At 62.7% G+C, this 21,409-nt stretch carries 25 protein-coding genes; 11 read left to right on the top strand and 14 right to left on the bottom strand.

The genetic code is table 11. The features are described 5' to 3' along the window. Positions 1-45 precede the first annotated feature (45 nt). The 3 genes from NKI46_RS00940 to NKI46_RS00930 are packed head-to-tail and all read left to right on the top strand — an operon-like array spanning position 46 to position 2,308. On the top strand, positions 46-1,212 hold the full coding sequence (locus NKI46_RS00940) for an ATP-grasp domain-containing protein (RefSeq protein ID WP_023686186.1): 1,167 nt from the start codon (positions 46-48) through the stop codon (positions 1,210-1,212). Between the two features lie 5 nt (positions 1,213-1,217). Further along, a complete protein-coding gene (locus tag NKI46_RS00935; RefSeq protein ID WP_023705945.1) occupies positions 1,218-1,994 on the top strand; it encodes an esterase family protein in 777 nt (258 codons plus the stop codon). Then, positions 1,994-2,308 (top strand): nuclear transport factor 2 family protein, encoded by a 315-nt coding sequence (locus NKI46_RS00930; RefSeq protein ID WP_031199220.1) that lies wholly within the window; start codon positions 1,994-1,996, stop codon positions 2,306-2,308. The genes NKI46_RS00935 and NKI46_RS00930 overlap by 1 nt, the downstream gene beginning before the upstream one ends. 10 nt (positions 2,309-2,318) lie before the next feature. Here NKI46_RS00930 and NKI46_RS00925 read toward each other — a convergent pair whose 3' ends face one another. Continuing rightward, complete coding sequence (locus NKI46_RS00925) at positions 2,319-3,854, bottom strand: MFS transporter (RefSeq protein WP_023686183.1); 1,536 nt, start codon at positions 3,852-3,854, stop codon at positions 2,319-2,321. Positions 3,855-4,000: 146 nt separating this feature from the next. On the opposite strand from NKI46_RS00925, the gene NKI46_RS00920 reads away from it, so the two are divergent. Continuing rightward, positions 4,001-4,897, top strand: a complete 897-nt coding sequence (locus tag NKI46_RS00920; RefSeq protein ID WP_023669967.1) for a LysR family transcriptional regulator — start codon at positions 4,001-4,003, stop codon at positions 4,895-4,897. Positions 4,898-4,950: 53 nt separating this feature from the next. Here the strand turns inward: NKI46_RS00920 and NKI46_RS00915 are convergent, their stop codons facing one another. The 5 genes from NKI46_RS00915 to NKI46_RS00895 all read right to left on the bottom strand — a co-directional run bounded on the left by NKI46_RS00915 (position 4,951) and on the right by NKI46_RS00895 (position 8,588). Continuing rightward, entirely contained in the window at positions 4,951-5,703 is a 753-nt protein-coding gene (locus NKI46_RS00915; protein WP_502896784.1) for an SDR family NAD(P)-dependent oxidoreductase, read from the bottom strand. Between the two features lie 45 nt (positions 5,704-5,748). Next, on the bottom strand, positions 5,749-6,837 hold the full coding sequence (locus NKI46_RS00910; RefSeq protein WP_352654024.1) for an AbrB family transcriptional regulator: 1,089 nt from the start codon (positions 6,835-6,837) through the stop codon (positions 5,749-5,751). Positions 6,838-6,917: 80 nt separating this feature from the next. Then, a complete protein-coding gene (locus tag NKI46_RS00905) occupies positions 6,918-7,226 on the bottom strand; it encodes a putative quinol monooxygenase (protein WP_352744305.1) in 309 nt (102 codons plus the stop codon). Between the two features lie 79 nt (positions 7,227-7,305). Further along, complete coding sequence (locus tag NKI46_RS00900; protein WP_352673447.1) at positions 7,306-8,085, bottom strand: SDR family NAD(P)-dependent oxidoreductase; 780 nt, start codon at positions 8,083-8,085, stop codon at positions 7,306-7,308. 74 nt (positions 8,086-8,159) lie between these two features. Continuing rightward, the gene (locus NKI46_RS00895) at positions 8,160-8,588 is read right to left on the bottom strand and encodes a DsrE family protein (RefSeq protein ID WP_352654030.1); all 429 of its coding nucleotides are present in this window, start codon (positions 8,586-8,588) and stop codon (positions 8,160-8,162) included. 100 nt (positions 8,589-8,688) lie between these two features. On the opposite strand from NKI46_RS00895, the gene NKI46_RS00890 reads away from it, so the two are divergent. The 4 genes from NKI46_RS00890 to NKI46_RS00875 all read left to right on the top strand — a co-directional run bounded on the left by NKI46_RS00890 (position 8,689) and on the right by NKI46_RS00875 (position 10,470). Further along, positions 8,689-9,393 (top strand): hypothetical protein, encoded by a 705-nt coding sequence (locus NKI46_RS00890; protein WP_352744301.1) that lies wholly within the window; start codon positions 8,689-8,691, stop codon positions 9,391-9,393. A 101-nt stretch (positions 9,394-9,494) separates the two neighbouring features. Then, positions 9,495-9,776 (top strand): hypothetical protein, encoded by a 282-nt coding sequence (locus tag NKI46_RS00885; protein ID WP_352744299.1) that lies wholly within the window; start codon positions 9,495-9,497, stop codon positions 9,774-9,776. A 65-nt stretch (positions 9,777-9,841) separates the two neighbouring features. Next, positions 9,842-10,087 (top strand): antitoxin, encoded by a 246-nt coding sequence (locus NKI46_RS00880; protein ID WP_023724992.1) that lies wholly within the window; start codon positions 9,842-9,844, stop codon positions 10,085-10,087. Further along, entirely contained in the window at positions 10,084-10,470 is a 387-nt protein-coding gene (locus NKI46_RS00875; protein WP_023724991.1) for a type II toxin-antitoxin system VapC family toxin, read from the top strand. The genes NKI46_RS00880 and NKI46_RS00875 overlap by 4 nt, the downstream gene beginning before the upstream one ends. Positions 10,471-10,476: 6 nt before the next feature. On the opposite strand, the gene NKI46_RS00870 is transcribed toward NKI46_RS00875, so the two are convergent. Both NKI46_RS00870 and NKI46_RS00865 read right to left on the bottom strand, forming a co-directional pair. Next, entirely contained in the window at positions 10,477-11,406 is a 930-nt protein-coding gene (locus tag NKI46_RS00870) for a cation diffusion facilitator family transporter (RefSeq protein ID WP_196814886.1), read from the bottom strand. Positions 11,407-11,429: 23 nt separating this feature from the next. After that, positions 11,430-13,619, bottom strand: coding sequence for an anthranilate synthase (locus tag NKI46_RS00865; protein WP_023669977.1), 2,190 nt, complete (start codon positions 13,617-13,619; stop codon positions 11,430-11,432). Positions 13,620-13,940: 321 nt separating this feature from the next. Between NKI46_RS00865 and NKI46_RS00860 the strand changes: the two genes are divergently transcribed. Then, a complete protein-coding gene (locus tag NKI46_RS00860) occupies positions 13,941-14,711 on the top strand; it encodes an isocitrate lyase/PEP mutase family protein (protein ID WP_352744295.1) in 771 nt (256 codons plus the stop codon). Position 14,712: 1 nt separating this feature from the next. Here NKI46_RS00860 and NKI46_RS00855 read toward each other — a convergent pair whose 3' ends face one another. The 4 genes from NKI46_RS00855 to NKI46_RS00840 form a co-directional block, all read right to left on the bottom strand. Further along, positions 14,713-15,768: a succinylglutamate desuccinylase/aspartoacylase family protein gene (locus NKI46_RS00855; RefSeq protein ID WP_352744292.1), complete on the bottom strand. Its 1,056-nt coding sequence runs from the start codon at positions 15,766-15,768 to the stop codon at positions 14,713-14,715. 91 nt (positions 15,769-15,859) lie between these two features. Beyond that, complete coding sequence (locus NKI46_RS00850; RefSeq protein ID WP_023737782.1) at positions 15,860-17,038, bottom strand: MFS transporter; 1,179 nt, start codon at positions 17,036-17,038, stop codon at positions 15,860-15,862. A 115-nt stretch (positions 17,039-17,153) separates the two neighbouring features. Next, positions 17,154-18,545 (bottom strand): FAD-containing oxidoreductase, encoded by a 1,392-nt coding sequence (locus NKI46_RS00845; RefSeq protein ID WP_023737783.1) that lies wholly within the window; start codon positions 18,543-18,545, stop codon positions 17,154-17,156. Then, positions 18,542-19,003, bottom strand: a complete 462-nt coding sequence (locus NKI46_RS00840; RefSeq protein WP_023695827.1) for a membrane protein — start codon at positions 19,001-19,003, stop codon at positions 18,542-18,544. The genes NKI46_RS00845 and NKI46_RS00840 overlap by 4 nt, the downstream gene beginning before the upstream one ends. A 154-nt stretch (positions 19,004-19,157) precedes the next feature. On the opposite strand from NKI46_RS00840, the gene NKI46_RS00835 reads away from it, so the two are divergent. Then, positions 19,158-19,715, top strand: coding sequence for a sugar O-acetyltransferase (locus NKI46_RS00835; protein ID WP_023683657.1), 558 nt, complete (start codon positions 19,158-19,160; stop codon positions 19,713-19,715). A gap of 15 nt (positions 19,716-19,730) precedes the next feature. Here NKI46_RS00835 and NKI46_RS00830 read toward each other — a convergent pair whose 3' ends face one another. Both NKI46_RS00830 and NKI46_RS00825 read right to left on the bottom strand, forming a co-directional pair. Then, the gene (locus tag NKI46_RS00830; RefSeq protein ID WP_023713959.1) at positions 19,731-20,180 is read right to left on the bottom strand and encodes a hypothetical protein; all 450 of its coding nucleotides are present in this window, start codon (positions 20,178-20,180) and stop codon (positions 19,731-19,733) included. 35 nt (positions 20,181-20,215) lie between these two features. Further along, complete coding sequence (locus NKI46_RS00825) at positions 20,216-20,821, bottom strand: hypothetical protein (protein ID WP_023683658.1); 606 nt, start codon at positions 20,819-20,821, stop codon at positions 20,216-20,218. A gap of 179 nt (positions 20,822-21,000) precedes the next feature. Between NKI46_RS00825 and NKI46_RS00820 the strand changes: the two genes are divergently transcribed. Beyond that, positions 21,001-21,213 carry a hypothetical protein gene (locus tag NKI46_RS00820; protein WP_156939272.1) on the top strand — a complete coding sequence of 71 codons (213 nt, stop codon included), beginning with the start codon at positions 21,001-21,003 and terminating at the stop codon, positions 21,211-21,213. Positions 21,214-21,409 lie beyond the last annotated feature (196 nt).

The following is a 21,409-nucleotide window of genomic DNA, read 5'->3' as shown; positions in this document are numbered from 1 at the left end:
GCGTGTAGCCGGGGCCGCAATGCTTCGCCGTCTGAGGGGTCATCCGTGAATTTCGTTTTCTTCTCGCCGCATTTTCCCGCCAACGGCGCCGATTTCTGCGACCGGCTGAAGAAGGCCGGCGCCACGGTGCTGGGCATTGGCGATGCGCCTTATGAGGCGCTGGACGGCAAGCTGAAGGTGGCCCTGTCGGAATATTACCGCATCGCCGACATGGAGGACTACGATCCGGTGTTCCGGGCGATGGGTCATTTCATCCACAAATGGGGCCGCATCGAGCGCTTCGAGTCCCTCAACGAGCATTGGCTGGAGCTGGAAGCCAACATCCGCACTGACTTCAACATCTACGGCACCAAGCTCGATTTCGTGAAGAATTTGAAGCGCAAGAGCCGCATGCGTGCATTCTTTCGCAAGAGCGGCGTCGACACCATCGCCCAGCGCAAATGCTCCGACCGGGCCGGTGCCATGACCTTCATCCGCCGCGTCGGCTATCCCGTGGTGGTGAAGCCCGATTCCGGTTCCGGCGCCTCGAACACCTTCAAGATTTCCAACGCCAGGGAACTTGACCAGTTCTTCAGAGACAAGCCCGAGGACGTGACCTTCGTCATGGAGCAGTTCATCGAGGGGCTGGTGGTGACCTTCGATGGGCTGGTCAACCGTGACGGCGAGGTGGTGCTGGCGGCCAGCCACCGCTACGACCAGAGCATCATGGAAGTGGTCAACAAGGACCGCCACATGAGCTACACCTGCTTTCCCAAGGTCCGACCGGCGATCGAAGAAGCCGGCCGCAAGATCCTCAAAGCGTTCGACGTGCGCGAGCGCTTCTTCCACATCGAGCTGTTCGAAACCAAGGACGACCGCGTCATCGCGCTTGAGGTCAACATGCGGCCGCCCGGCGCCTGGATGACCGATGCGATCAACTACACGTTCGACATCGACGTCTACGCGGCCTGGGCGGACATGGTGGTGAAGGATGCCGCCGGCGGGCCTTACGAGGGCAAATATTTCACCGCCTATGCCAGCCGCAAGCGGCGCCTCGACTATTTGCACAGCCATGAGGACGTGATAGCCGCGCATCGCGACAAGATCGTCCATCATCAGCCAATTGAAGAGGTTTTCAGCCGCGCCATGGGAAATTACGCCTACCAGATGCGCTCGAAAGACGAAGCAGCACTGCGCGCGGCCGTCGCCTACATCCACGCGGAAAAGGCTTGAACGCGATGGACATCTCCTATCACAAGCATTTCTCCGGCAATCTCGGCCGCGACATGGAATACAAGCGCTACGGCCATGCCGGCCGGCCGGTGGTGGTGTTCCCGACGTCGCAGGGGCGGTTCTACCAATTCGAGGATTCCGGAGGGGTTGGAGCGCTGGCCGAATTCATCGATACCGGCCGCATCCAGCTGTTCGCGGTCGACGGCGTCGATTCGGAATCGTTCTTCAACAAGCATGCCGGCGCCGCCCACCGTATCGGTCGCCACGAGGCTTATTTCCGATATGTGCGCGAGGAGGCGCTGCCGGAGTTTCTGGCGACCGCCGAGCAAGCCAATGGCGGGCGCAAATTAAAGCCGCTGTTCACCGGCTGTTCGATGGGCGGTTATCATTCCTCGAACTTCGTCTTTCGCTTTCCCGAACTCGCCAGCGGCGTCATCGCGCTGTCGGGCGTCTATTCGGCGGGCGACTTCTTCGGCAAGGTGCTGGAAGGCGACATTTTCTACAATTCGCCGCTCGACTATCTGCCCGGCATCGTAGACCCAAAACTGCTTGCCCGGCTGAAGTCGCTGAGGATGATCTTCTGCTGCGGGCAGGGCGCCTGGGAAGAGCGGATGCTGGTCGAGACCCGCAGGCTGGAACAGATCCTGCGCGACAAATCCATTCCCGCCTGGGTCGACTATTGGGGCGGCGATGTCAGTCATGACTGGCCATGGTGGCACAAGCAGCTGGTCTATTTCTTCGGCCGCTGGCTGGATGATGATCTGATGCACCGGCTCGATTGATGACCACACCCGAACCTATCCGCCGCTTTATCGAGGCCACCAATGCGGGTGATAGCGAAGCCGTTCTCCACACGTTCACAGCCGACGCGTCCCTGACCGACTGGGGGCGGTCCTTCCAAGGCCGCCAGCAGATCGCGCGCTGGAACCAGTCGGACAATATCGGCGTGAAGTCCAATCTTCGCATTGTCCGCATCGCCGAGGTCGAGGGCAGCTACCGCGTCCGCATTGCCGTGAAAGGCAATGGCCTCAACGGCGAGGGTGACATGACCTTCGTGCTGGACGGCCACCGCATAGCGAGCCTCGTCATCTCCTGACGCGGCTCAGCTACCCTTCCTGGCAAACCGGCAGAGCAATGGTCTCGTGTTCCACCGCCGATCCACGGCGCAAGCCGAGAAAGACGACAAGGGCGGTGACGATGGTGATTGCCGCCAGCACGATCAGCAGCCTGTCGAACGCGATCTCATAGGCCTGGACCAGGACCGTGGCTCCGGCACCCGGCAAGCGGGCTGCCGCTTCGCCGATGTTGCCGGTCACCAGCAGCTGCGCGGCGGCGGTTGCATCCAGGGAAGACGCCGTTCCCTGAGCCGCCAGTTGGGCTGCCGTGAAACCCGACAGGACTGCCATGACGATCGCCAGCGCCACGCCTTCGCAAGCGACGCGGGTGGTGTTGAAGATGCCGACCGCCATGCCGGCACGCTCTTTCGGCACGACGCCGACGGCAAGTCCGTCCATCAGCCCCCAGGGCAAGGCGATGCCGACGCCGATGAGGATCAGCGGCGCCACCAGCGCTGCGACGACAGGCGGTGTCAGGCTCAGCCAGACAAGGCCGCCGGCGGCCACAAGCAGGCCGACACCGCAGATCGTTGCCGGAGCGATCCAGCGCGCTACCTGGCCGGCGAGCAGTGGCAGGATCAACAGCGGTCCCGACAGGCAGATCATCAACTGCCCCGCCTTGATCTCGCTCATCCCCTCGATGCCGATGAAGCGGATAGGCAACAGCACCAGCAGGACGACGAAGCCATAGGCGGGAGCGGCCGCCAGGAACTGGACGCCGACGAAGCGGGGAAAGCGGAACAGCGAGAGATCGAGCATCGGCCGGCGCACGCGCCGCTCGACGACGACGAAAGCGGCAAAGCAAAGGGCGGCCGCCACGAGAAGCCCGATCACCAGGGGATCGGTCCAGCCGCTCTGCGGCGCTTGCAGCACGCCGTAGGTCAGCGATGCCAGCGCGATCGTAAAGGTGCCGGCTCCCGCCCAGTCGAGGCCGGTCGCATCCGGATCGCGCGATTCCCTGATGGTGCGCAGGCCGAGCAAAGCGGCTGCAATCGCGAGCACTGCCACCAAGACGAAGATCGATCGCCAGCCGAAAGCATCTATGAGCAGGCCCGACGCGATCGGCCCAAAAGCGAGGCCGATGCCGAAACTGGTGCCGAGGAAGGAGAAGGCGCGCAGCCGCAATGGCCCATCGAATTCCTGGGCAAGAGCGGAGGCGCCGCCGGCAAAGGCGGCGGCACTGCCGAGCCCTTGCGCAGCCCTGAGCACATCGAACCAGACGATATCAGGGGCAAACATCGATCCCAGCGATGCCAGCACATAGGTGGCGAGGCCAACAAGGAAGAGCCGCTTGCGGCCATGATTGTCGGCCAGCGCGCCTGATGCCATCAAGGTGGCGGCGAAGGTCAGCATGAAGGCGTTGGTCACCCAGTTGAGCGCGATCGGGCTGCCGCCGAGGTCGGCCGCAATGCGGGAAAGCGCGACGGCCGGGCCGGTGAAGGTCAAGGGCATTGTCATGGCGGCAAGGCATACCGACAACAGGACAAGCCATGGCGCGACCGCGCCGTTTGTGGTCTTCGAGGTCATGGATTTCCTATCTGAACCAGGATCCGCCGGCCTGCCGCAAGCTTGCTGCGCCGGTCGTAACGGGAAGATAGGCTCGCGACACTTCGAGAAAAATAGTGTTAAATCTCCAGATATACCGGACTGAAACGCTCGAATGGAGAGATGCGATGGAACGCCTCAATGGGCTCCTGGCCTTTGCCCGCACGGCTGAGTTCGGCAGCTTCATCGCTGCGGGCCGCACGCTCGGCATCTCGGCATCGGCCGTCGGCAAGAGCGTCGCCAGGCTCGAGCAGGATCTCGGCGTCAGGTTGCTTCAGCGCAGCACGCGCCGCATCGGCCTGACCGAAGAGGGCAAGCTGTTCAACGAGCGGGTGCGGCGCATCCTCGACGACATCGACGATGCCGAGGCGATGCTGTCGCGGAGCCGCGAAACACCGCATGGGCGGCTGCGCGTTTCGACGCCGATCGTGACCTATCATTTGCTGTTCCCGGTGCTGTCCGAGTTCATGGCGCGCTATCCCGAAATCGAACTCGACATCGACTTTAACGACCGCATCGTCGACCTCATCGACGAAGGCGTCGACATCGCGATCCGCAGCGGCGACCTGCCGGATTCGCGCCTGGTGGCGCGGCCGCTTGCACCCTTCCGGCTGCTGTTGTGTGCGGCACCCTCCTATATCGAGCAGCACGGCAACCCGAGCCGCCCGGACGATCTCGTGAACCATTACGGCATCCGCTTCCGCTTTCCCAACAGCGGCAAGCTGCAAGGCTGGCCGTTCATCGGCGGCAGCGCCGAGCCGCAGGTCCGCTCGATGCTGACCTGCAACAACACGGAGGCGCTGAAGGGCGCCACGATGGCCGGGCTCGGCATCAGCTCGATGCCCGATTTCCTGGTCCGCGAGGCGCTGCGTGACGGCCTGCTGCGCACGGTGCTGGACGATCATGTCGACGGCCGCGGCCAGTTCCGGTTGCTTTGGCCGTCCAATCGCCATTTGTCGCCAAAGGTTCGCGCCTTCGTCGACTTTCTTCCCGACCGGCTTGCCGCGACGCTGAGCGGCTCTTGAATTAGTCCTTCGCGGCCGACAGCGACTGCGACAGCAAGGAACAGCGGCGCTTCTCAGTAGGTGGCGCGGCCGCCGGAGAGATCGAACGTTGCGCCGGTGGTGAAGGAATTTTCGTCCGATAGCATGAAGGCGATCATCGCAGCCGCCTCTTCGACTTCGACGAACCGGCCTCGCGGCACCTTGCCCAGCATGTAGGCGACCTGGGCCTCAGTGAGCTGTTCGAGGATGCGGGTGCGGGCGGGCGATGGGGTCAGCGCGTTGACGGCGATGTCGTGGCCAGCCAACTCCTTACCGAGCGATTTTGTCAGCGCGAGCACGCCGGCCTTGGCGGCGGAATAGGCGGCGGCATTCGGATTGCCTTCCTTGCCTGCGACCGAGGCGATGTTGACGATGCGGCCGTAGCTGCGCGCGATCATGCCGGGCACCAGGCGCTTGCAGCAGTAGAAGACGCCGTTGAGGTCGATGTCGATTATCTGGCGCCAGGCGGCAGGATCATAATCCGCCACCGCCGCTGCCGGTCCGGCGATGCCGGCATTGTTTACCAGCAGATCGACCGGACCAAGCGAGCGCTCGGTTTCGGTCGCGGCGCTGTCGACGGCCTCCATCAGCGATTGATCGCACAGCAAACCCTCGACCCGGCCGAGCGGGGCGAGTTCGGAAACGGCCTTCGCCATGGCGGTCTCGTCCACATCCCAGATGGCGACGCTGGCACCCGATGACAGCAGTCGCCGGGCGACGGCAAGGCCGATGCCTTGCGCGCCGCCGGTCACCACGGCGACCCGGCCTGAGAGATCGACGGAATTCACACGACGGTTCATGGGCACTTTTCCTCTTCCCTGCATATTTGAATCTCAGTCCCTGACGGCTCTCGCCACCAGCCGCGCTATGCTCGGCCCGGCGATGAGCACGACCAGGAAGCGGGCCGACTGCAAGGCCATGACGAAGGATATGTCGACGTTCTGGGCGGCGGCGGCAATGATGGCGACGCTGTCCATGCCGCCGGGGCTGGTCGCGAGATAGGCGGTCAGCGGATCGATACCAAGGACGTGGCTGATCAGCCAGGCTAGCCCGCCGCAAAAGGCGATCAGCACGACGATAGAACCGACGATCTGCGGCAGCGCCCGTGTGGCATGACGCAGGATCGCCCGGGTAAAATTCAGCCCTATCGACCAGCCGACCATCGCATAGGAGAGCGCCAGCAGCCATGGCGGCAATTGCATCGCCACGCCGAAGCCGAGATGGACGATGGTGCCAAAGATGAAAGTGCCGAGGAAGAAGGGTGACGGCAGCCGGCACAACCGGCCGAGCAGGCCGCCGAACAGCGCCACGCCGAGCGTGGCGGCAAAGGCTGCCGGTTCGATCGGCGGGAACCAGACGATGGCTGGTACCTCGATGCCCGAAGTGTCGACCCACATCTTGGCGACGAGTGCTGCCGTCATCGAGACGAAGATGACGCGCAGATACTGCATGAAGGCGACGAGGCGCTGATCGGCGCCAAAGGCACCGGCCATCAGCACCATGGCAGTGGCAGCACCCGGCGACGAACCCCAGACCGCGGTGGTGCCGGGCAGGATGCGCCAGCGGCTGATCAGCCAGCCAAGCAGGCTGGACGCCGCAAGGGTCGCCAACACCACGACGAGGAACAGCAGCCATTCCTTGTAGAACACCGAAAAGATGTCGACCGAGATCGACGCCGCGACCAGACAGCCGACCACGGCCTGGGCAGCGGCGAACAGCAGCCGCGGCACGCGCACCGTGGCGCCATTGGTGCCGGCAAGGATCGCCGCCAGCATCGGGCCGATCAGCAGGGCCGCCGGCAGTGCGGCGTATTCCAGCGCGCCGGCGAACAGCAGCGAGACGATCAGCAGCACCAGCCATTGTCGGACCGGACGCATGCCCGCCATGCGTTCGACGGCCGGTTGGTCTGGCGAAGAGTCCATGTTTGGGTCTTAGACCTGGAGGAGAAAAATGCGAACGCTGTCTCGGAAGAAATTAACGACCCCGACCCCGCGTTGGGATGTCACTCGTTCTTGACAGCGGGTAAGCCGAAACCGCCGGCCGGATGGGTCTCGACCTGGAATTCGAAGCCGGCGATGATCGGCCGGGCCTTGGCGATCGCTGCGTGGACCTCCGGCAGCTGCAGCGAAGCCTTGTGGCTTGCGGCGTCGGTCCACACTTCGGTCACCCAGATCGCGTCGGCATCGGCCGGGTCGCGGGCGATGACATAACTCAGGCAACCCGGCATGGCGCCGGTCGAGGCTAGCAGCACATCCATGATCGCGTCGCGCTGGCCGCGCGCCGTCCGCATCTTTCCGATCAATCCGTACATTGCCTCTCCCCTTTCTTCCAACCTCAGCAAACGTGCGCACGACATGCATGGTTGCGAGACGCAGTATGCAATTGCCGGCTCACGGCATCAACTGGCCACCGTTCACCTCGATCACCTGGCCGGTGATGTAACCACTCAGGAGATCGGAGGACAGGAAGAGATAGGCGCCGACGCAGTCTTCGGCCGTGCCGGCACGCCCTTGAGGAATGGTGGCGACCATGCCCTTCATCTGCTCGTCGGTGGAATAGCGCTCATGGAAGGGTGTCGCGATGGTGCCCGGCGCCACCGCGTTTACGCGGATGCCGAAGCCGATCAGTTCCTTGGCCATGCCGCGCGTCACATTGGAGACAAAGGCCTTGGCCGAGCCGTAGAGCCCGGCGCCGCCGCCGGCGCCATTGCGCGCGGCGATCGACGAGGTGTTGACGATGAAGCCGCCCTGCTTCTTCAGCCATGGCATCGCCTTGCGTGACGCCGTCAGCACCGAGCGGGCGTTGAGGTCCATCACCGCGTCGTAATGCGCCTCGGTTTGCTCGGCATAAGGTACGCGGCCAAGCATGCCGCCGGCATTGTTGACCAGCCCGTCGAGCCGGCCGAAATGCTCTGCGCTCTCCTCGACGACACGCTCGACATCCGCGGCCTGCGAGAAGTCGCCCTGGGTTAGAAACACCTCGCCGCCGTCATCGCAGATGGTCTTGGCCAGCGTCTCGGCCGCCTCGCGGCTCGAATTGTAATGCAGCGCGACACGGCATTTCTGCGCGGCATAGGCGAGCGCGAGGGCCGCACCTATGCCGGTCGAGGCGCCGGTGACCAGCACCGCCTTGCCGGCAAGATCTGGGATGACAAGAGCGGTCGCGGTCATGGGCACTTTTCCTTCGGGATGTCTGCTCTCCCTTCGTAAGCTTACACCGCCTTCACGTTCAAGTCCGTGGCGGCTTATGGCCTGAGATAAGCGTAGCCCTGGCGCTGCAACTCGGCGAGTTTGACGACGCCGCCCTTGTCGGCGGCGTGAAAACCATCGAGCAGGTCGGCAAGGGTGATCTCCATGCTTTGCATTGTGTTGCCGCAAGCATGCGGCTCAAGACCCTGCTGGACGAGGCCGGCAAAGCGTCCCGAAATCGCCGCCGATATGCCTTTCGACTTGAAACCGGCAAGGGCGGGACCATGCACGACCAGCACGATGTCGAAATTGCCGCCGGTGCCTTCATAGTGGTTCTTGATGTTGCCGAGCACAAAATTGACCTTGTCGAGGTCGCTGAGATGATAGGCCACCTTCGGTCTGTCCTCGGCGGCGGCCGCCCGGCCCAGGCCGAACAGGCCGGCGGCGCCGGCAAGGCTGGCACGGAAAATGTCGCGTCGGCGCATGGCATCCTCCTCGGCTGGTGCTCATAGAAAATTGCGTGGCTGCGGCCATGATACTAGCATAAATTGACGTTACGTCCTGTCGATGCGAGGAGGGGGTCCAGTGGCATTCAGGAAGTGGAAGAATTTCGCCGTCGCCGGATTTGGCGCCATGCTGCTCGGCGCACTTGCGGGTTCGGCCGTGGCCGACGATGCGCTTAAATTGCCCCAACTCAGTGCGAGTGGCGCCGATGCCTGTTTCGGCCGTGTCTATGACGCAGCCCATCTCAAGGCGCATCCGAAGCAGAAGGTGGCGCGGATTTTCTTCCTCTATGGCCATGATCCGGTGAGCCATCCGAACGAGGAGCCGACGGCGAATGCGGACACCTCCTACAATGGCTTTCTCACCACCACGGTGCGTGGCGCCAAGACGCCGCAATGGGCCGGCGGCTGGTGCAATCACGAGTCGGAGGACGGCAAGTCGGGCCCGATCCGCTGCGGCATGGACTGCGACCGCACCATGGCTTCGCTGAAACTCGATGACAAAGGCCGCCTGATCCTCACCGATGTTTCGTCCGATCTCTATCTCGACGCCGGATCGGAAGACGAACTGGGCGAGGCTGAATATGATCGGCAGGCGCTGGGCTCAGAGGACGACAATTTCCGCCTCGACCCGATGCCGGCGGCAACCTGCAAGGCCGAATTCGCCAAGATCGATCCGATCGATCCGGCGCTGGGTGCGCCGTTGCGCGAGCGGCTGAAGCCGGACCAGCCTTTCTGCTTCGGACGCAATTACGATGCCGCGCACCTGAGCTCTCACCCAAGCTGACGCAGTCGATCCGGGTCTTCCGCGGACCGGTCGAGCTTGCCTCCTTCGCCTCAGGCGGCGATGTCACAAATTGGCCCGACGGCGCAGACATCGCGGTTTCGGTGACCACCAGGAAGAACGGGACGAAGGTCACGCAGACCTATTCCTGCCAGGGCGAAGCGGATCAATGGCGCTGCGCGGCCAGTTCGAGGATGAGCAATTTTTCCTGCGATATCGCGCAAAAGGAAATCTTCCTCAAGCGCGGCGCCAACGGCACCCTGATGCTGGCCAACCCCAATAGCAGCCTGGCGATTGTCGATCTGTGCTCGGCGGATGGCAAGACCAAGTCCGATGACAAGGTCTACCGGTTGGAGGCTATGCCACAGTCGGCCTGCACTCGTTGAGTTCGATCTTGTCTATGACGCTACCATGGTATATATCTTTGCTATATCTCATTTGAGGATAGCACATGGACAAGGCAAAGGTGTTCTGGTCAGGCCGGTCACAAGCTGTGCGCTTGCCTAAGGAGTTTCGGTTCGAGGCAGACGAGGTTTCGATCCGTCGTCATGGGCAAACTGTCATCTTGGAGCCGCTTGCGCAGGATTGGGCATGGCTCGACCAGGTCATCGGACCTGTTGACGACGATTTCGTCCAGGGAGCGCTGGAGCGTCAGGATGGTCAGGATCGACCTGCTTTGGATGACCTCTTTAAGTGACCTACCTGCTCGACACCAATGCCGTCATAGCGATCATCGCGGGCGACGAGGGCCTGCTGGCTTTGCTCAAACGGCATGCACCACAAGACTTTGCTCTCTCGGCGGTCGTTTTGCATGAGCTGTACTACGGCGCTGAAAAGAGCCAGCGAAAGGTCCAAAATCTGGCGCGCATCGAAGCTTTGCAGTTCCCGGTACTCGAATTCGACCGAGACGACGCGAGACATGCCGGTGAGATTCGTGCTGGGCTTGCGGCACTGGGAACCCCGATTGGTCCCTACGATGCGCTGATTGGCGGGCAGGCACGTGCTCGGGACCTCACACTGATAACCCGCAATATCCGGGAATTCGAGCGGATCAAAGATCTCACTATCGAAACGTGGTAACTCGCCTTACGCGAACGGCACCGCCGTCGTGCCTTTCGGCAGCTTCGCCTCGTCGTCCGGTTCGACATGGATGGTGACGCGCACCGAGGGGATTTCGGCCTTCAGCGCGTCCTCGATGCGGTCGCAAATGACGTGGCTGGCGCCGACCGTCATGTCGGCGTCGACGACCAGGTGGAACTCAATGAAGGTGGCGCGGCCGGCGATGCGGGTCTTGAGGTCATGAACCTCCAGCGCGCCCTTGCAATTGGCCGAGATGATGTCGCGAATGTGCATGTGTTCGGTCGTGTCCACTGCGCGGTCCATCAGCCCGTTCATCGACGAGCCGATGACGTGCCAGCCCTGCCACAGGATGTTGAGCGCGACGATGACGGCAAGCGCCGGATCAAGGATCTGCCAACCGGTCAGGATAGCGCCGACGAGGCCGCCGAAGACGCCGACCGAGGTCACGACGTCGGTCATGATGTGCCGGCCGTCGGCGACCAGCGCCGGTGATTTTGCGCTGCGCCCGGCGCGGATCAGCGTCCAGGCCCAGAAGGCGTTGATGACGGTGGCGACGCCGTTGATCGCCAGGCCCTCCCAGGGTTGTTCGAGCGGGGTCGGCGTCTGCCAGAAGCGCCAGACCTCGTTGAGGATCAAAAGCGCGGCGAGCACGATCAGCACGCCTTCCAGCACCGCCGAAAAATACTCGGCCTTGTGGTGGCCGAACGGATGGTCCTGGTCGGCCGGCTTGTAGCTGACCAGGACCGCCCAATAGGCGGCGGCCGAGGCTATGACGTTGACGATCGACTCCAGCGCATCCGAATAGAGCGCAACGGAGCCGGTGACGTACCATGCGGCAAGCTTGAGCGCGAGCACCACGCAGGCGATGACAATCGACCAGAAGGCAAGGCTGGCGATCCTTTGCCTGGCCGCTGCCTTCGCTGCGATCGCCGCCATGTTGTCCGTCGCCGCCATCGTTTCTAAGCGGCCTTTTCCTTGGCCTTGCGCGGCAGATGCGCAACGATGTTTTCGATGATGCGCATGCCGGCATTGTGGCCGAGCGTCATGATCGATTCCGGATGGAACTGGACGGCGGCGATCGGCTCCTTGCGGTGTTCGAAGGCCATGATGATGCCATCCTCGGTCTCGGCGGTGACGATGAAATCGTCGGGCAGCCGCACCGGATCGGCAAAGATCGAGTGGTAGCGGCCGACGGTCACTTCCTTGGGCAGGCCGGAGAAGATGATTCCGGGCTTGGAGACGCGGATGCGCGACGGCTTGCCGTGCATCGGCACGTGCAACTGCCTGAGTTCGCCGCCATAGGCCTCGGCCAGCGCCTGCAGGCCAAGGCAGACGCCGAAGATCGGCAGGTCGCGGGCGCGGGCGTTCTTGATGGTCGCGGCGCAGTCGAAATCCTTCGGCGTGCCCGGTCCGGGCGACAGCACGACGAGATCGGGCTTCAGCCGTTCGAAGACTTCTTCCGGCACCGGCGAACGCACGGTCGAGACATTGGCACCGGTCTGGCGGAAATAGTTGGCCAGTGTGTGGACAAAGGAGTCCTCGTGGTCGACGAGCAGGATGTTGACGCCGTCGCCAACGCGCGCGGTGGTGCGTTCGGCGCCTGCGGCATTGCCCAATTTGGCGTCGCGGATGGCGGAGAGCATGGCGGATGCCTTCAGTTCGGTTTCGGCTTCTTCTTCCTCGGGGATGCTGTCGAAGAGCAGCGTGGCGCCGGCGCGCACCTCGGCGATGCCGTCCTTGATGCGGATGGTGCGCAAGGTCAGGCCGGTGTTCATGTCGCCGTTGAAATTGACCATGCCGATGGCGCCGCCATACCAGGCACGCGGGCTCTTTTCGTTCTGCTCGATGAAGCGCATCGCCCATAGTTTCGGCGCACCGGTGACGGTGACCGCCCAGGCATGCGACAGGAAGGCGTCGAAGGCGTCCATGCCTTCGCGCAGGCGCCCTTCGATGTGATCGACTGTGTGGATCAGGCGCGAATACATCTCGATTTGGCGGCGGCCGATGACGCGCACCGAGCCCGGATCGCAGACCCTGGACTTGTCGTTGCGGTCGACGTCCGAGCACATTGTCAGCTCGGATTCATCCTTCTTGGAGTTGAGCAGCTTCAGGATCTGCTCGCTATCGGAAATGGCGTCGTCGCCGCGCTTGATGGTGCCGGAGATCGGGCAGGTCTCGACGCGGCGGCCGTTGACGCGCACGAACATTTCGGGCGAGGCGCCGATCAGATACTCGTTTTCGCCGAGATTGATGAAGAAGGAATAGGGCGACGGGTTGATCGACTTCAGCTTGCGCGAGATTTCGGAAGGCTGCGTCTCGCAGCGTTCGTAGAACATCTGCCCGGGCACGACCTCGAACAGGTCGCCGCGCTTGAAACTATCCATCGCCTTGCGCACCAGATTGGCGTATTCGCCAGGCTCATGGTCGCCGCGCGGCGGGATGCGGTCGGCGGTCTTGAACGGTTCGGCGATTTCGTCGCGCGGCAGCCCCTCGGTTGAAAAACCGTCGCCGGAATAGTCGTAGCGGTCGGTCCAGGCCTTGGTCGAATAATGGTCGACGACCAGGATCTCGTCAGGCAGGAACAGCACGAGATCGCGCTGGCTCTGTTTGCGCTCGAGCTTGTAGTCGACTGGATCGAACTGGAAGGCGAGGTCGTAACCGAAGGCGCCGTAAAGGCCGAGATTGGCGTCTTCATCGGTCTTGAACAGAGCGGTGATGGCGCGCAGCACAGTAAACACAGAGGGGACGCGGCTGCGCTCTTCCTCTGTGAAGACGCGGCCGGGCTTGGCGACATCGAGGCGGATCAGCTTTTTCGAGGTTTCAGCAATCGTCACCTCGGCAACGCCGGCCAGCGTCTTGCCGATCACCGGCAGCAGCACTTCGCCACGGCCATTCAGCGCCTCGATGCGCATGGCGCGGCCACGCGCGGAAATCACCAGCGGCGGATCGATGATGGCCGTATCCCAGCGTGTGTAGCGGCCCGGATATTCGTAATTCGAGGAAAACACCGCACCACGGCGCGAGTTCAAGCCATCGACATAGGCATCGATCGCACCGGCGTAAGGCTTGTCGTGGCGTTCGCGGGTGATGGTGACACCACCTGCGGTCACGAAGCTTTCCGCGCCGTTTTCCAGAGCCTTCATCGTCATTGCCGTCTCCATATGGCTTGTTGGGGCAACGGACCCGGGACTGGCTTTGAAAAAACAAATGGCCGCCCGGACATTCCGTTGCGGCCACCCTCTATTTTCACGCGCACGCGTTCGAACAGGCCGCTGTCAGCGAGCCCACCACCAAATGGTCTTGATCGAGCGCATGTTCATGGGCGAAATCCATAGCGGCGAATAGCCGGATGCGCAACAGGTTTGAAAGGCCTGTTTGTGGCCGCCGCTTCTGCAGCCCATGGCACATCGCCAAGGCTTGGGGTCCTGCCTAGACTGTTCGTCCAACATCGGAAAGACGGGAAGACAGCAATGACCGAGCAGATCGAGCGCGCACGCACGTTCCATGCCCTTCATGTCAAGGGCAACCCGATCGTTCTCTACAATGCCTGGGATCCGGGCTCGGCCAAGATCGTCGAGAGGGCGGGCGCCAAGGCGATCGCCACCGGAAGCTGGCCGGTCGCGGCTGCTTTTGGTTATGCCGATGGCGAGAAAATTCCGCTGGAGCTGGCGCTGGACAACATCAGGCGCATCGTGGCGGCAGTCGACCTGCCGGTGACCATGGACCTCGAAGGCGGCTACGGCGTCGAGCCGGAGACTGTCGCCCAGACGGTGACACGTGCCCTGCAGGCCGGCGCCATCGGTTTCAATTTCGAGGACCAGATCGTCGGCGGCGCTGGTCTGCACGACATCGCGGTACAGGTGAAGCGGATCGAGGCGGCAGCGGCGGCGGTGAAGGCTTCCGGCATTCCCGCCTACATCAACGCCCGTACCGACATTTTCCTCAAGGCCAAGCCGGATGCGCATGACAGCGTGCTGCTCGACCAGGCCATCGAGCGGGCGCACGCTTATGAAAAGGCAGGAGCTAGCGGCTTCTTTGCGCCGGGGCTCGGCGACGAGGGTCTGATCGAGGCGCTGTGCAAGGCGACGGCATTGCCGGTCAACATCATCGCGCTGGCGCATGTGCCGCCGCGCCAGCGCCTGGCCGAGCTTGGTGTCGCCCGTGTCAGCCACGGCCCGGTGCCGTACCGGCAGATGGCCGAATGGCTGGAGGCCAAGGCGCGGCTGGCGATTTCGGGTTAGCTCAGTCCTCCAGCGTGCCTGACCTCGCGTCGGCGCTCTTCTTGTCGCCGACCAGCTTCAAGAGATCCTCGCCGGCGCGGATGATGCGGCGCGAGCGGCGGGTCAGGATGACGCCGTCCTGCGGCGCCAGCACTTCGGTGCGGCCGCCGGCCTCGCCCGGTGTGTGGACGATGGTGGCGAGGCGCGCGCCCTTGGCGACTCGGTCGCCGGGCTTGACGTCGTAGAGGATGGCGCCGGCCCGGGGCGCCGGCATCATGTCGATGTTCTCGAGCGGCGCGACGAGGCCCTTGAACGCGCCGGGTGCGGGAAGGGAGGTATCGGCGATGACGCCGCGCGCCGCCAGCAGCCGGTAAAGGCCTTCGGCATCGGAACTTGCCAGCGCGCCGTCGACATCCAGCATGCCACGGTATTCTACCGTGGTGGCAACGCGGCGGTCGAGCTTCGCCACGTTGGCGGGGACGTTCTGGTAGGGCATGATCGTGGCGCCCTCGAAGGTGCCGTCGGTGTCCTCGCTCCACAACACCACGGCGTCGATACCCATGGCGGCGGCGCAATCGGCCATCGCCGGCCACAGGCTGGCGTGGACGTAGAGATAGGCAAGGCCCTCGTCATCGCAATGCAGGTCGAGCACGATGTCGTGGCCGAGCGACAGCTGCACCAGACGGGTCTTCAATCGCTGGTCGGGGGTGCCAAGCGTGGTGTCGGGCAAAAGCTTGGCGTCCGGTGCTGCGAGCAACGGAAAGCCGCGGTTGAAATTGTTGCGGGTGCCGAGATGAAAGCGGCCCTGGTGCTCGCCGAAATGATATTGCGCGCGGCCGATCGGATTGGCCCAGGGCACGACCGTGATGCTGCCCTTGATGCGGCCTTCCGCTTCGGCCTTGTTCAGCGCCGGCATCAGCGCGTCGATGGCGACGACACCAGGCAATTCACCGGCGTGGAGTGCTGCCTGCAGATAGGCCGAGGGTGCGGCCTTATCAGTGCCGGCGAAGCGGAACACCGGGAATTCGTAGGAAACGCCTTCGGTGTCGCCGGCGATGCGTTCGATCGATTTCTGCATGGGATGCCTCCAGGATAAGAGGCAGAACACATGCACTTTTGCCGAAGGGCTGTCGATTGGTCCAGTTCGCGCCGCCATGGGCGCAATGGAATTATTCGGCGGCGGCCGGAACCGTCGTTATCGGCGCCGATCCTTCGAGCGCCTGCGAGACAACGGCTACGCTGACCGCCAGCAGGGCCAGCACCGCGCCGACCAGCGGCAAATGAGCATAGGAAACGCCGGCCGACAGAGCCACGCCGCCGATCCAGGCGCCGCTGGCATTGCCGATATTGAATGCGCCCTGGTTGAGCGTGGCGGCGAGGTTCGGCCCTTCCGAAGCCGCTTCGACGACGCGGATCTGCAGCGGCGGCACGACGACGAAGATCAGCAGTCCCCACAAGAAGACGACGCCGATGGCGACGCTGGCGATAGCGCCGAACTGCATGAAGCCGACAAACAGAACTGCCATCAAAAGCAGCGTGCCGATGACCGTCGGCATCAATTTCCAGTCGGCCAGCCGGCCGCCGATGATGTTGCCTATGGTCATGCCGGCGCCGAACAGCAGCAGGACCCAGGTGACCGCGGAGGTCGACAGGCCGGAGACATCGGTAAGGTAGGGCTTGATGTAGGTGAAGACGGCAAACAGGCTGGCCGAGGCCAGCGAGGCGATCAGCATGGCGAGCCAGACCTGCAGCTTGCCCAGCACGCGCAGTTCGCTGCGCAGGCCGCCGCCGCTCGGTTCGACGACATTGGATGGCACCAGCCAGGCGATGGCGGCAACAGAGATCAGGCCGATGCCGACGACGGCGAAGAAGGTGGAGCGCCAGCCGAAGGCTTCGCCAAGCGCGGTGCCGGCAGGAACGCCGAGAATGTTGGAGAGCGTCAATCCCGCGAACATCATCGCCATGGCGCTGGCGCGCTTGTTGCGCGGCACCAGGCTGGCGGCAACGACGGAACCAATGCCGAAAAAGGCGCCATGACCGAACGCGGTGAAGACGCGCGCGGCCATCAGAAGCCAGTAATTGGGCGCAATGGCGCAGAGCAGATTGCCGACGACGAACATCGCCGTCAGCGCGACCAGCACCGGCTTGCGCGGCAGATGCGCGGTGGCCATGGCGACGATGGGTGCGCCGAAGACGACGCCCAGCGCATAGCCGGTGACCAGCAGGCCGGCCGAGGGGATCGACACGCCGAGATCGGCCGCAACCTCCGGCAACAGGCCCATGATGACGAATTCGGTGGTGCCGATGCAAAAGGACGCAATGGCAAGCGCAAGGATCGGCAAAGGCATGGAAAATCCAGACTGAATCGGTTCAATTCAGACTGAACGAGAAGCCTTGCCGCGCGCAATGCACATTGCTGCAACGCACCAATGCAGAAAGCGCTGAGCTTGACGCGGAGCTATGTCAGGCGAGCGGCTTCAGCTCCTGGGCGATGGTTGGCAACAGCTCCGAGACGTTGGGGTGGATATGCACGGCGCGCGCCAGCGTATCGACCGGCGCCTTGGCGTACATCAGGTCGAGCACGCAGTGCACCGCCTCGTCGCCGCCGGGGCCGAGCACGGAGCAGCCGAGGATTTGCCTGGTGTCGGCATCGACCAGGATCTTCATGAAACCTTGCGTCTCGCCCTTTTCGATGGCGCGGCCGACGCGGGTCATTGGCCGCTGGCCGACCAGCGCCTTGCGCCCGGATTTCTTCACCGCCGCCTCGGTCATGCCGCAGCGGCCGAGCGGCGGATCGATGTAGAGCGCATAGGCCTCGATGCGGTCGCTGACCTTGCGCGGATCGTCGTCGAGCAGATTGGCGGCGACGATCTCATAATCGTTGTAGGAGGTGTGGGTGAAGGCGCCCTTGCCGTTGCAGTCGCCCATTGCCCAGATGCCGGGCACGCTGGTGCGCAGCTGGTCGTCGACGGTGACGAAGCCGCGCAGATCGACCGCGACGCCGGCCTTATCGAGGCCAAGATCGTCGGTGTTGGGGGTGCGGCCGAGTGCCAGAAGCACATGCGAGCCGACCGCCGGCGGCTTGCCGGATGAGAAGGTCACGGCGATGTCCTTGCCCTGTCTGGCAAAGCGGATGTCGTCGGCGCCGACATGGACTTCTATGGCTTCGTTTTCGAGGATCGATAGGATGGCCGCCGACACGTCCTCGTCCTCGCGGCCGGTCAGGCGCGAACTCTTCTCGATGACGGTGACTTCAGAGCCGAAGCGGCGAAACATCTGCGCGAATTCAAGAGAGATGTAGCTGCCGCCGACGACGATGAGATGGCGCGGCAAAACATCGAGATCCATCATCGAGGAGTTGGTGAGGTAGTCGACGTCGTTGACGCCCGGCAGGTCGGGCACCGAGGCGCGGCCGCCGGTGTTGAGGAAGATCTTTTCGGCGGTCAGAAGGTCGTCGCCGACACGCACGGTGTTGGCGGATTCGAAGCGGGCATGGCCGCGATAAAGCGTGCAGCCCTTCATGCCGGCGATCCACGTCTCCAGATTGCTGCGGGAGTCGTTGGTGACCTTGTCCTTGCGCGCCTTGATCCTCTTGTAGTCCACGCCGACAGGGCCTGAGAACGTCACGCCGTAGTCCGCGGCACGCCGCGCCAGATGCGCGGCATAGGCGCTGGCGACCATGGTCTTGGTCGGCATGCAGCCGGTGTTGACGCAGGTGCCGCCGACCAGCTTGCGCTCGATCAGCGCCACGCTCATGCCGGCTGACGTCAGCCGGCCGGCGAGAGGAGGGCCGGCCTGTCCGGCGCCGATGATGATGGCGTCGTATGTCTTGGCGTCTGAGGCTTGGGCAGTCATACCACCGCCGCCACGATCAGCAGGCCGCCGATGATCGCCACCGCGTCCTCGATGAGGGCGGCAGGCAAATCCTTGCCGAAGGCGGCGGCCAACCGGCCGCGCGCTTCGGCGCCGCCATAGGTGCCGATGACGGCACCGATGGCGCCGGCAATCAGGCCGCCAATGGTGGAACCGGCAGTGGCGCCGATCACCGCGCCGCTGAAGGCGCCAAGCAGGATGCGGGCGCCGAATTGCTGCGGCACCTTGCGGCTCGGCGTCGAGGGCAGCTGGTCGGTGACCAGTTCGACGATGGCGAGGATGGTGAAGATACCGACGGCGGCCCAATGGCCCATGAAACTTGCCCAGGTGCCGGCCACCGGCAGCCAGCCGAGATACGCGCCCCAGGCGATCGCGGCCGGCGCGGTCATGGCGCGAAGACCGGCAATGACGCCGATCAGAAGTGCAAGCAAATAGAGCATGTAGATCCCCTCGAAAGCAGGCCCGGGACTGGCCCACGAGGGCAAGCTAGCATAGGTCCTGCGTTTGACGAGAGTAGGCGATGGTGCTTCTTCCATCAGTGAGCATTGTACTTTGGTAAACAGTCGAACACGACGAGGGGACGGAGTCGCTGTGATGGCCGGAAGCGAACGCACAAGGATGATTGCAGGCGAATGGTACACCTGCATCGACGACGAACTGGAGGCGCTCCGCGTGATCGCGCTCGATGCGGTGTTCGAGCACAACGCGCTGCCGCCCCAGCAACGCGGCAATATCGGCCCGACGCTATTGGCGCTGCTCGGCAGCGCGGGCGCAGGCTCCCGGATCGAGGCGCCTTTCCACTGCGCCTACGGTTTCAACATCCATCTCGGCGACGGCGCCTTCCTCAATGCCGGCTGCACCATCCTCGACCCCGCGCCGGTGCGTATCGGCAGGCGGACGCTTCTCGGCCCCAATGTGCAGATCTACTGCGCCGAGCACCACAAGGAGGCCGCGGGCCGTCAGTCGGGACTGGAGATTGCCCGGCCGGTCACCATCGGCAATGACGCCTGGATCGGCGGCAGCGCCATCATCCTCGGCGGCATCAGCATCGGCGATGGCGCCATAGTCGGCGCCGGCGCGGTGGTGACGCGCGACGTGCCTGACAACACCACGGTGGTCGGCAATCCGGCGCGGATGGTCAGGCACGGCTGAGTTTGTGGCCAATTGTTATTTTGGGAGTTTATCGACGGATCGAGCGACAGCGCCGGGCGGAGTTGCGGACGAGAATTCTCCACAGTTACCGCTCGACGGAGCTAAGCCGCTGGCTTTGAGGGGCGTTGCTTCCCAATCGGTCAGAAAGCATTTCTGCTGCTCCTGGATAATCAGGGCGTCAGACCGCAAGCCGAGATCGGAGTACAGAACGGCCGCTTCTGAGGGCATCTTGGTGGAAGCCTTCACAACGATCACAGGGAGCAATGGATGCCCTACTTCATAACACCAAATCGCTATGCCGCCGAGAATGTCGCCCCAGCCTCTTGTAGCCACGCCGAACTTTCTGGAAAGTTCGCCGTAGGTGATTGTCCCCTTCCCTGTTGCCACTGCGGCGAGGAAACTGGCCACGTCTAAGCGAAACTTCGTTTTCATCTTGGCATAGTGCGCTTCAGAAATTTGCCCCATCCTCTGTCCTCCCGTGGTTTGGCAGCTATGTCGAGCTACTCGAATTCGAGGTCTCCGGCACCCCAGCTCAAATGCCCTCTTCGAGCTGCCTGAACCGGCTCGAAATCGGCTTCGCCCTCGACCTCGGGATTGCCAGGCACAATAAGGTCCTCCCTTTTCAAAGGAGTCCACCTCGGCATCGAACCAAACGTCATTGCGTCCAGAGATCCGATTTCGATGCCGGCGGCAGGGTAGCGCTCAGGATGCGGCAAGTCGTTGCGAAGCCGGCGGTCTTCCTCCTTGGTCACCGTGACCAGGGGGCACTTCTGAAGCGTGTCGGTGAAGTATGACACAATCTGCTCAAAGCTCACCTGGCTACCCAACGTGAGCATTTCGGCATACATCGCTTTCAGCGGGAGCATGTGCTCCAAGATGGTTCCCTTGCTGAATTCTGCCCTATTGGAAACAGCCATCAACTCTGCTGCATGCCGACTTATTGTCAGGTTGATGCCCTTTGCGAGCGTGCTCGCATAATACCGTCCAGAGAAGTGAAAGGCCTCTGTGGTGGTCCGCATAAGCCGGGCGACTCTGGACGTATAAGGAATGCGGGCCGAAACGAACGCATGAATGGCCCGAAGTTCGATTTCAGTCACAGGGTCCATATCGCCTTCCTGTTCTCTCCATGTCCAGATATTAGCGTTCGCTAAATCGACTGACAACAGGAACAGACCGCATCCAGTCGGCACATCGCCCCTCCGCTAACGCAAAGTTGATCTCCATCTTGGATTGACTTCAAAGAGGCGAAGCAAGTTCCTTCTAATCACGAGAAATGGAGGAAGGAATGGCTGAAGAGGTCAGTCCGAATAATCCTGCTGAGGCTGGGGCTGAAGTTACCAAGACCGACGGTATTACGCATGGTACCATTACTATCGATCAATTCTGGGATGATAACCCGTTCATTATGCCTTGGATGACACAATACCTCCCACGAAATCGTATGTGGAAAGATGGCATCTTTGTCATATATAATTGCTTTTCTCCGTTGTCGTACTAGTGATATTATCAAAGATAATTTTACTGCCGGACAAAGTTGTTTTTGCTCCCGGAATTATTTTGATAATTTGGGATTCGTATCTTTTGGCAAAGTTTAATACGAGAATGGCCCGTGCACAGGGAAGATTTATTAGAGCCAAGCTGAATGAGAGACCTTTTTCCGAGAGGATTCGGATCGGAGTGAAGGGAATCAAAGA

Source organism: Mesorhizobium sp. M0615, assembly GCF_040320805.1.
Classification (GTDB): domain Bacteria; phylum Pseudomonadota; class Alphaproteobacteria; order Rhizobiales; family Rhizobiaceae; genus Mesorhizobium.
This window is presented reverse-complemented; position numbering and strand designations above follow the sequence as displayed.

Coding starts and splice junctions, on each gene's coding strand:
- NKI46_RS00855 (WP_352744292.1), bottom strand. CDS start 15,768: ATGCAGAAATCGATCGAACGCATCGCCGGCGACACCGAAGGCGTTTCC.
- NKI46_RS00840 (WP_023695827.1), bottom strand. CDS start 19,003: ATGCTCTATTTGCTTGCACTTCTGATCGGCGTCATTGCCGGTCTTCGC.
- NKI46_RS00870 (WP_196814886.1), bottom strand. CDS start 11,406: ATGGCGGCGATCGCAGCGAAGGCAGCGGCCAGGCAAAGGATCGCCAGC.
- NKI46_RS00830 (WP_023713959.1), bottom strand. CDS start 20,180: ATGGGGCAAATTTCTGAAGCGCACTATGCCAAGATGAAAACGAAGTTT.
- NKI46_RS00860 (WP_352744295.1), top strand. CDS start 13,941: ATGACCGAGCAGATCGAGCGCGCACGCACGTTCCATGCCCTTCATGTC.
- NKI46_RS00900 (WP_352673447.1), bottom strand. CDS start 8,085: ATGACCGCGACCGCTCTTGTCATCCCAGATCTTGCCGGCAAGGCGGTG.
- NKI46_RS00935 (WP_023705945.1), top strand. CDS start 1,218: ATGGACATCTCCTATCACAAGCATTTCTCCGGCAATCTCGGCCGCGAC.
- NKI46_RS00850 (WP_023737782.1), bottom strand. CDS start 17,038: ATGCCTTTGCCGATCCTTGCGCTTGCCATTGCGTCCTTTTGCATCGGC.
- NKI46_RS00865 (WP_023669977.1), bottom strand. CDS start 13,619: ATGACGATGAAGGCTCTGGAAAACGGCGCGGAAAGCTTCGTGACCGCA.
- NKI46_RS00825 (WP_023683658.1), bottom strand. CDS start 20,821: ATGGACCCTGTGACTGAAATCGAACTTCGGGCCATTCATGCGTTCGTT.
- NKI46_RS00910 (WP_352654024.1), bottom strand. CDS start 6,837: ATGGACTCTTCGCCAGACCAACCGGCCGTCGAACGCATGGCGGGCATG.
- NKI46_RS00835 (WP_023683657.1), top strand. CDS start 19,158: ATGGCCGGAAGCGAACGCACAAGGATGATTGCAGGCGAATGGTACACC.
- NKI46_RS00905 (WP_352744305.1), bottom strand. CDS start 7,226: ATGTACGGATTGATCGGAAAGATGCGGACGGCGCGCGGCCAGCGCGAC.
- NKI46_RS00925 (WP_023686183.1), bottom strand. CDS start 3,854: ATGACCTCGAAGACCACAAACGGCGCGGTCGCGCCATGGCTTGTCCTG.
- NKI46_RS00930 (WP_031199220.1), top strand. CDS start 1,994: ATGACCACACCCGAACCTATCCGCCGCTTTATCGAGGCCACCAATGCG.
- NKI46_RS00920 (WP_023669967.1), top strand. CDS start 4,001: ATGGAACGCCTCAATGGGCTCCTGGCCTTTGCCCGCACGGCTGAGTTC.
- NKI46_RS00880 (WP_023724992.1), top strand. CDS start 9,842: ATGGACAAGGCAAAGGTGTTCTGGTCAGGCCGGTCACAAGCTGTGCGC.
- NKI46_RS00845 (WP_023737783.1), bottom strand. CDS start 18,545: ATGACTGCCCAAGCCTCAGACGCCAAGACATACGACGCCATCATCATC.
- NKI46_RS00820 (WP_156939272.1), top strand. CDS start 21,001: ATGGCTGAAGAGGTCAGTCCGAATAATCCTGCTGAGGCTGGGGCTGAA.
- NKI46_RS00895 (WP_352654030.1), bottom strand. CDS start 8,588: ATGCGCCGACGCGACATTTTCCGTGCCAGCCTTGCCGGCGCCGCCGGC.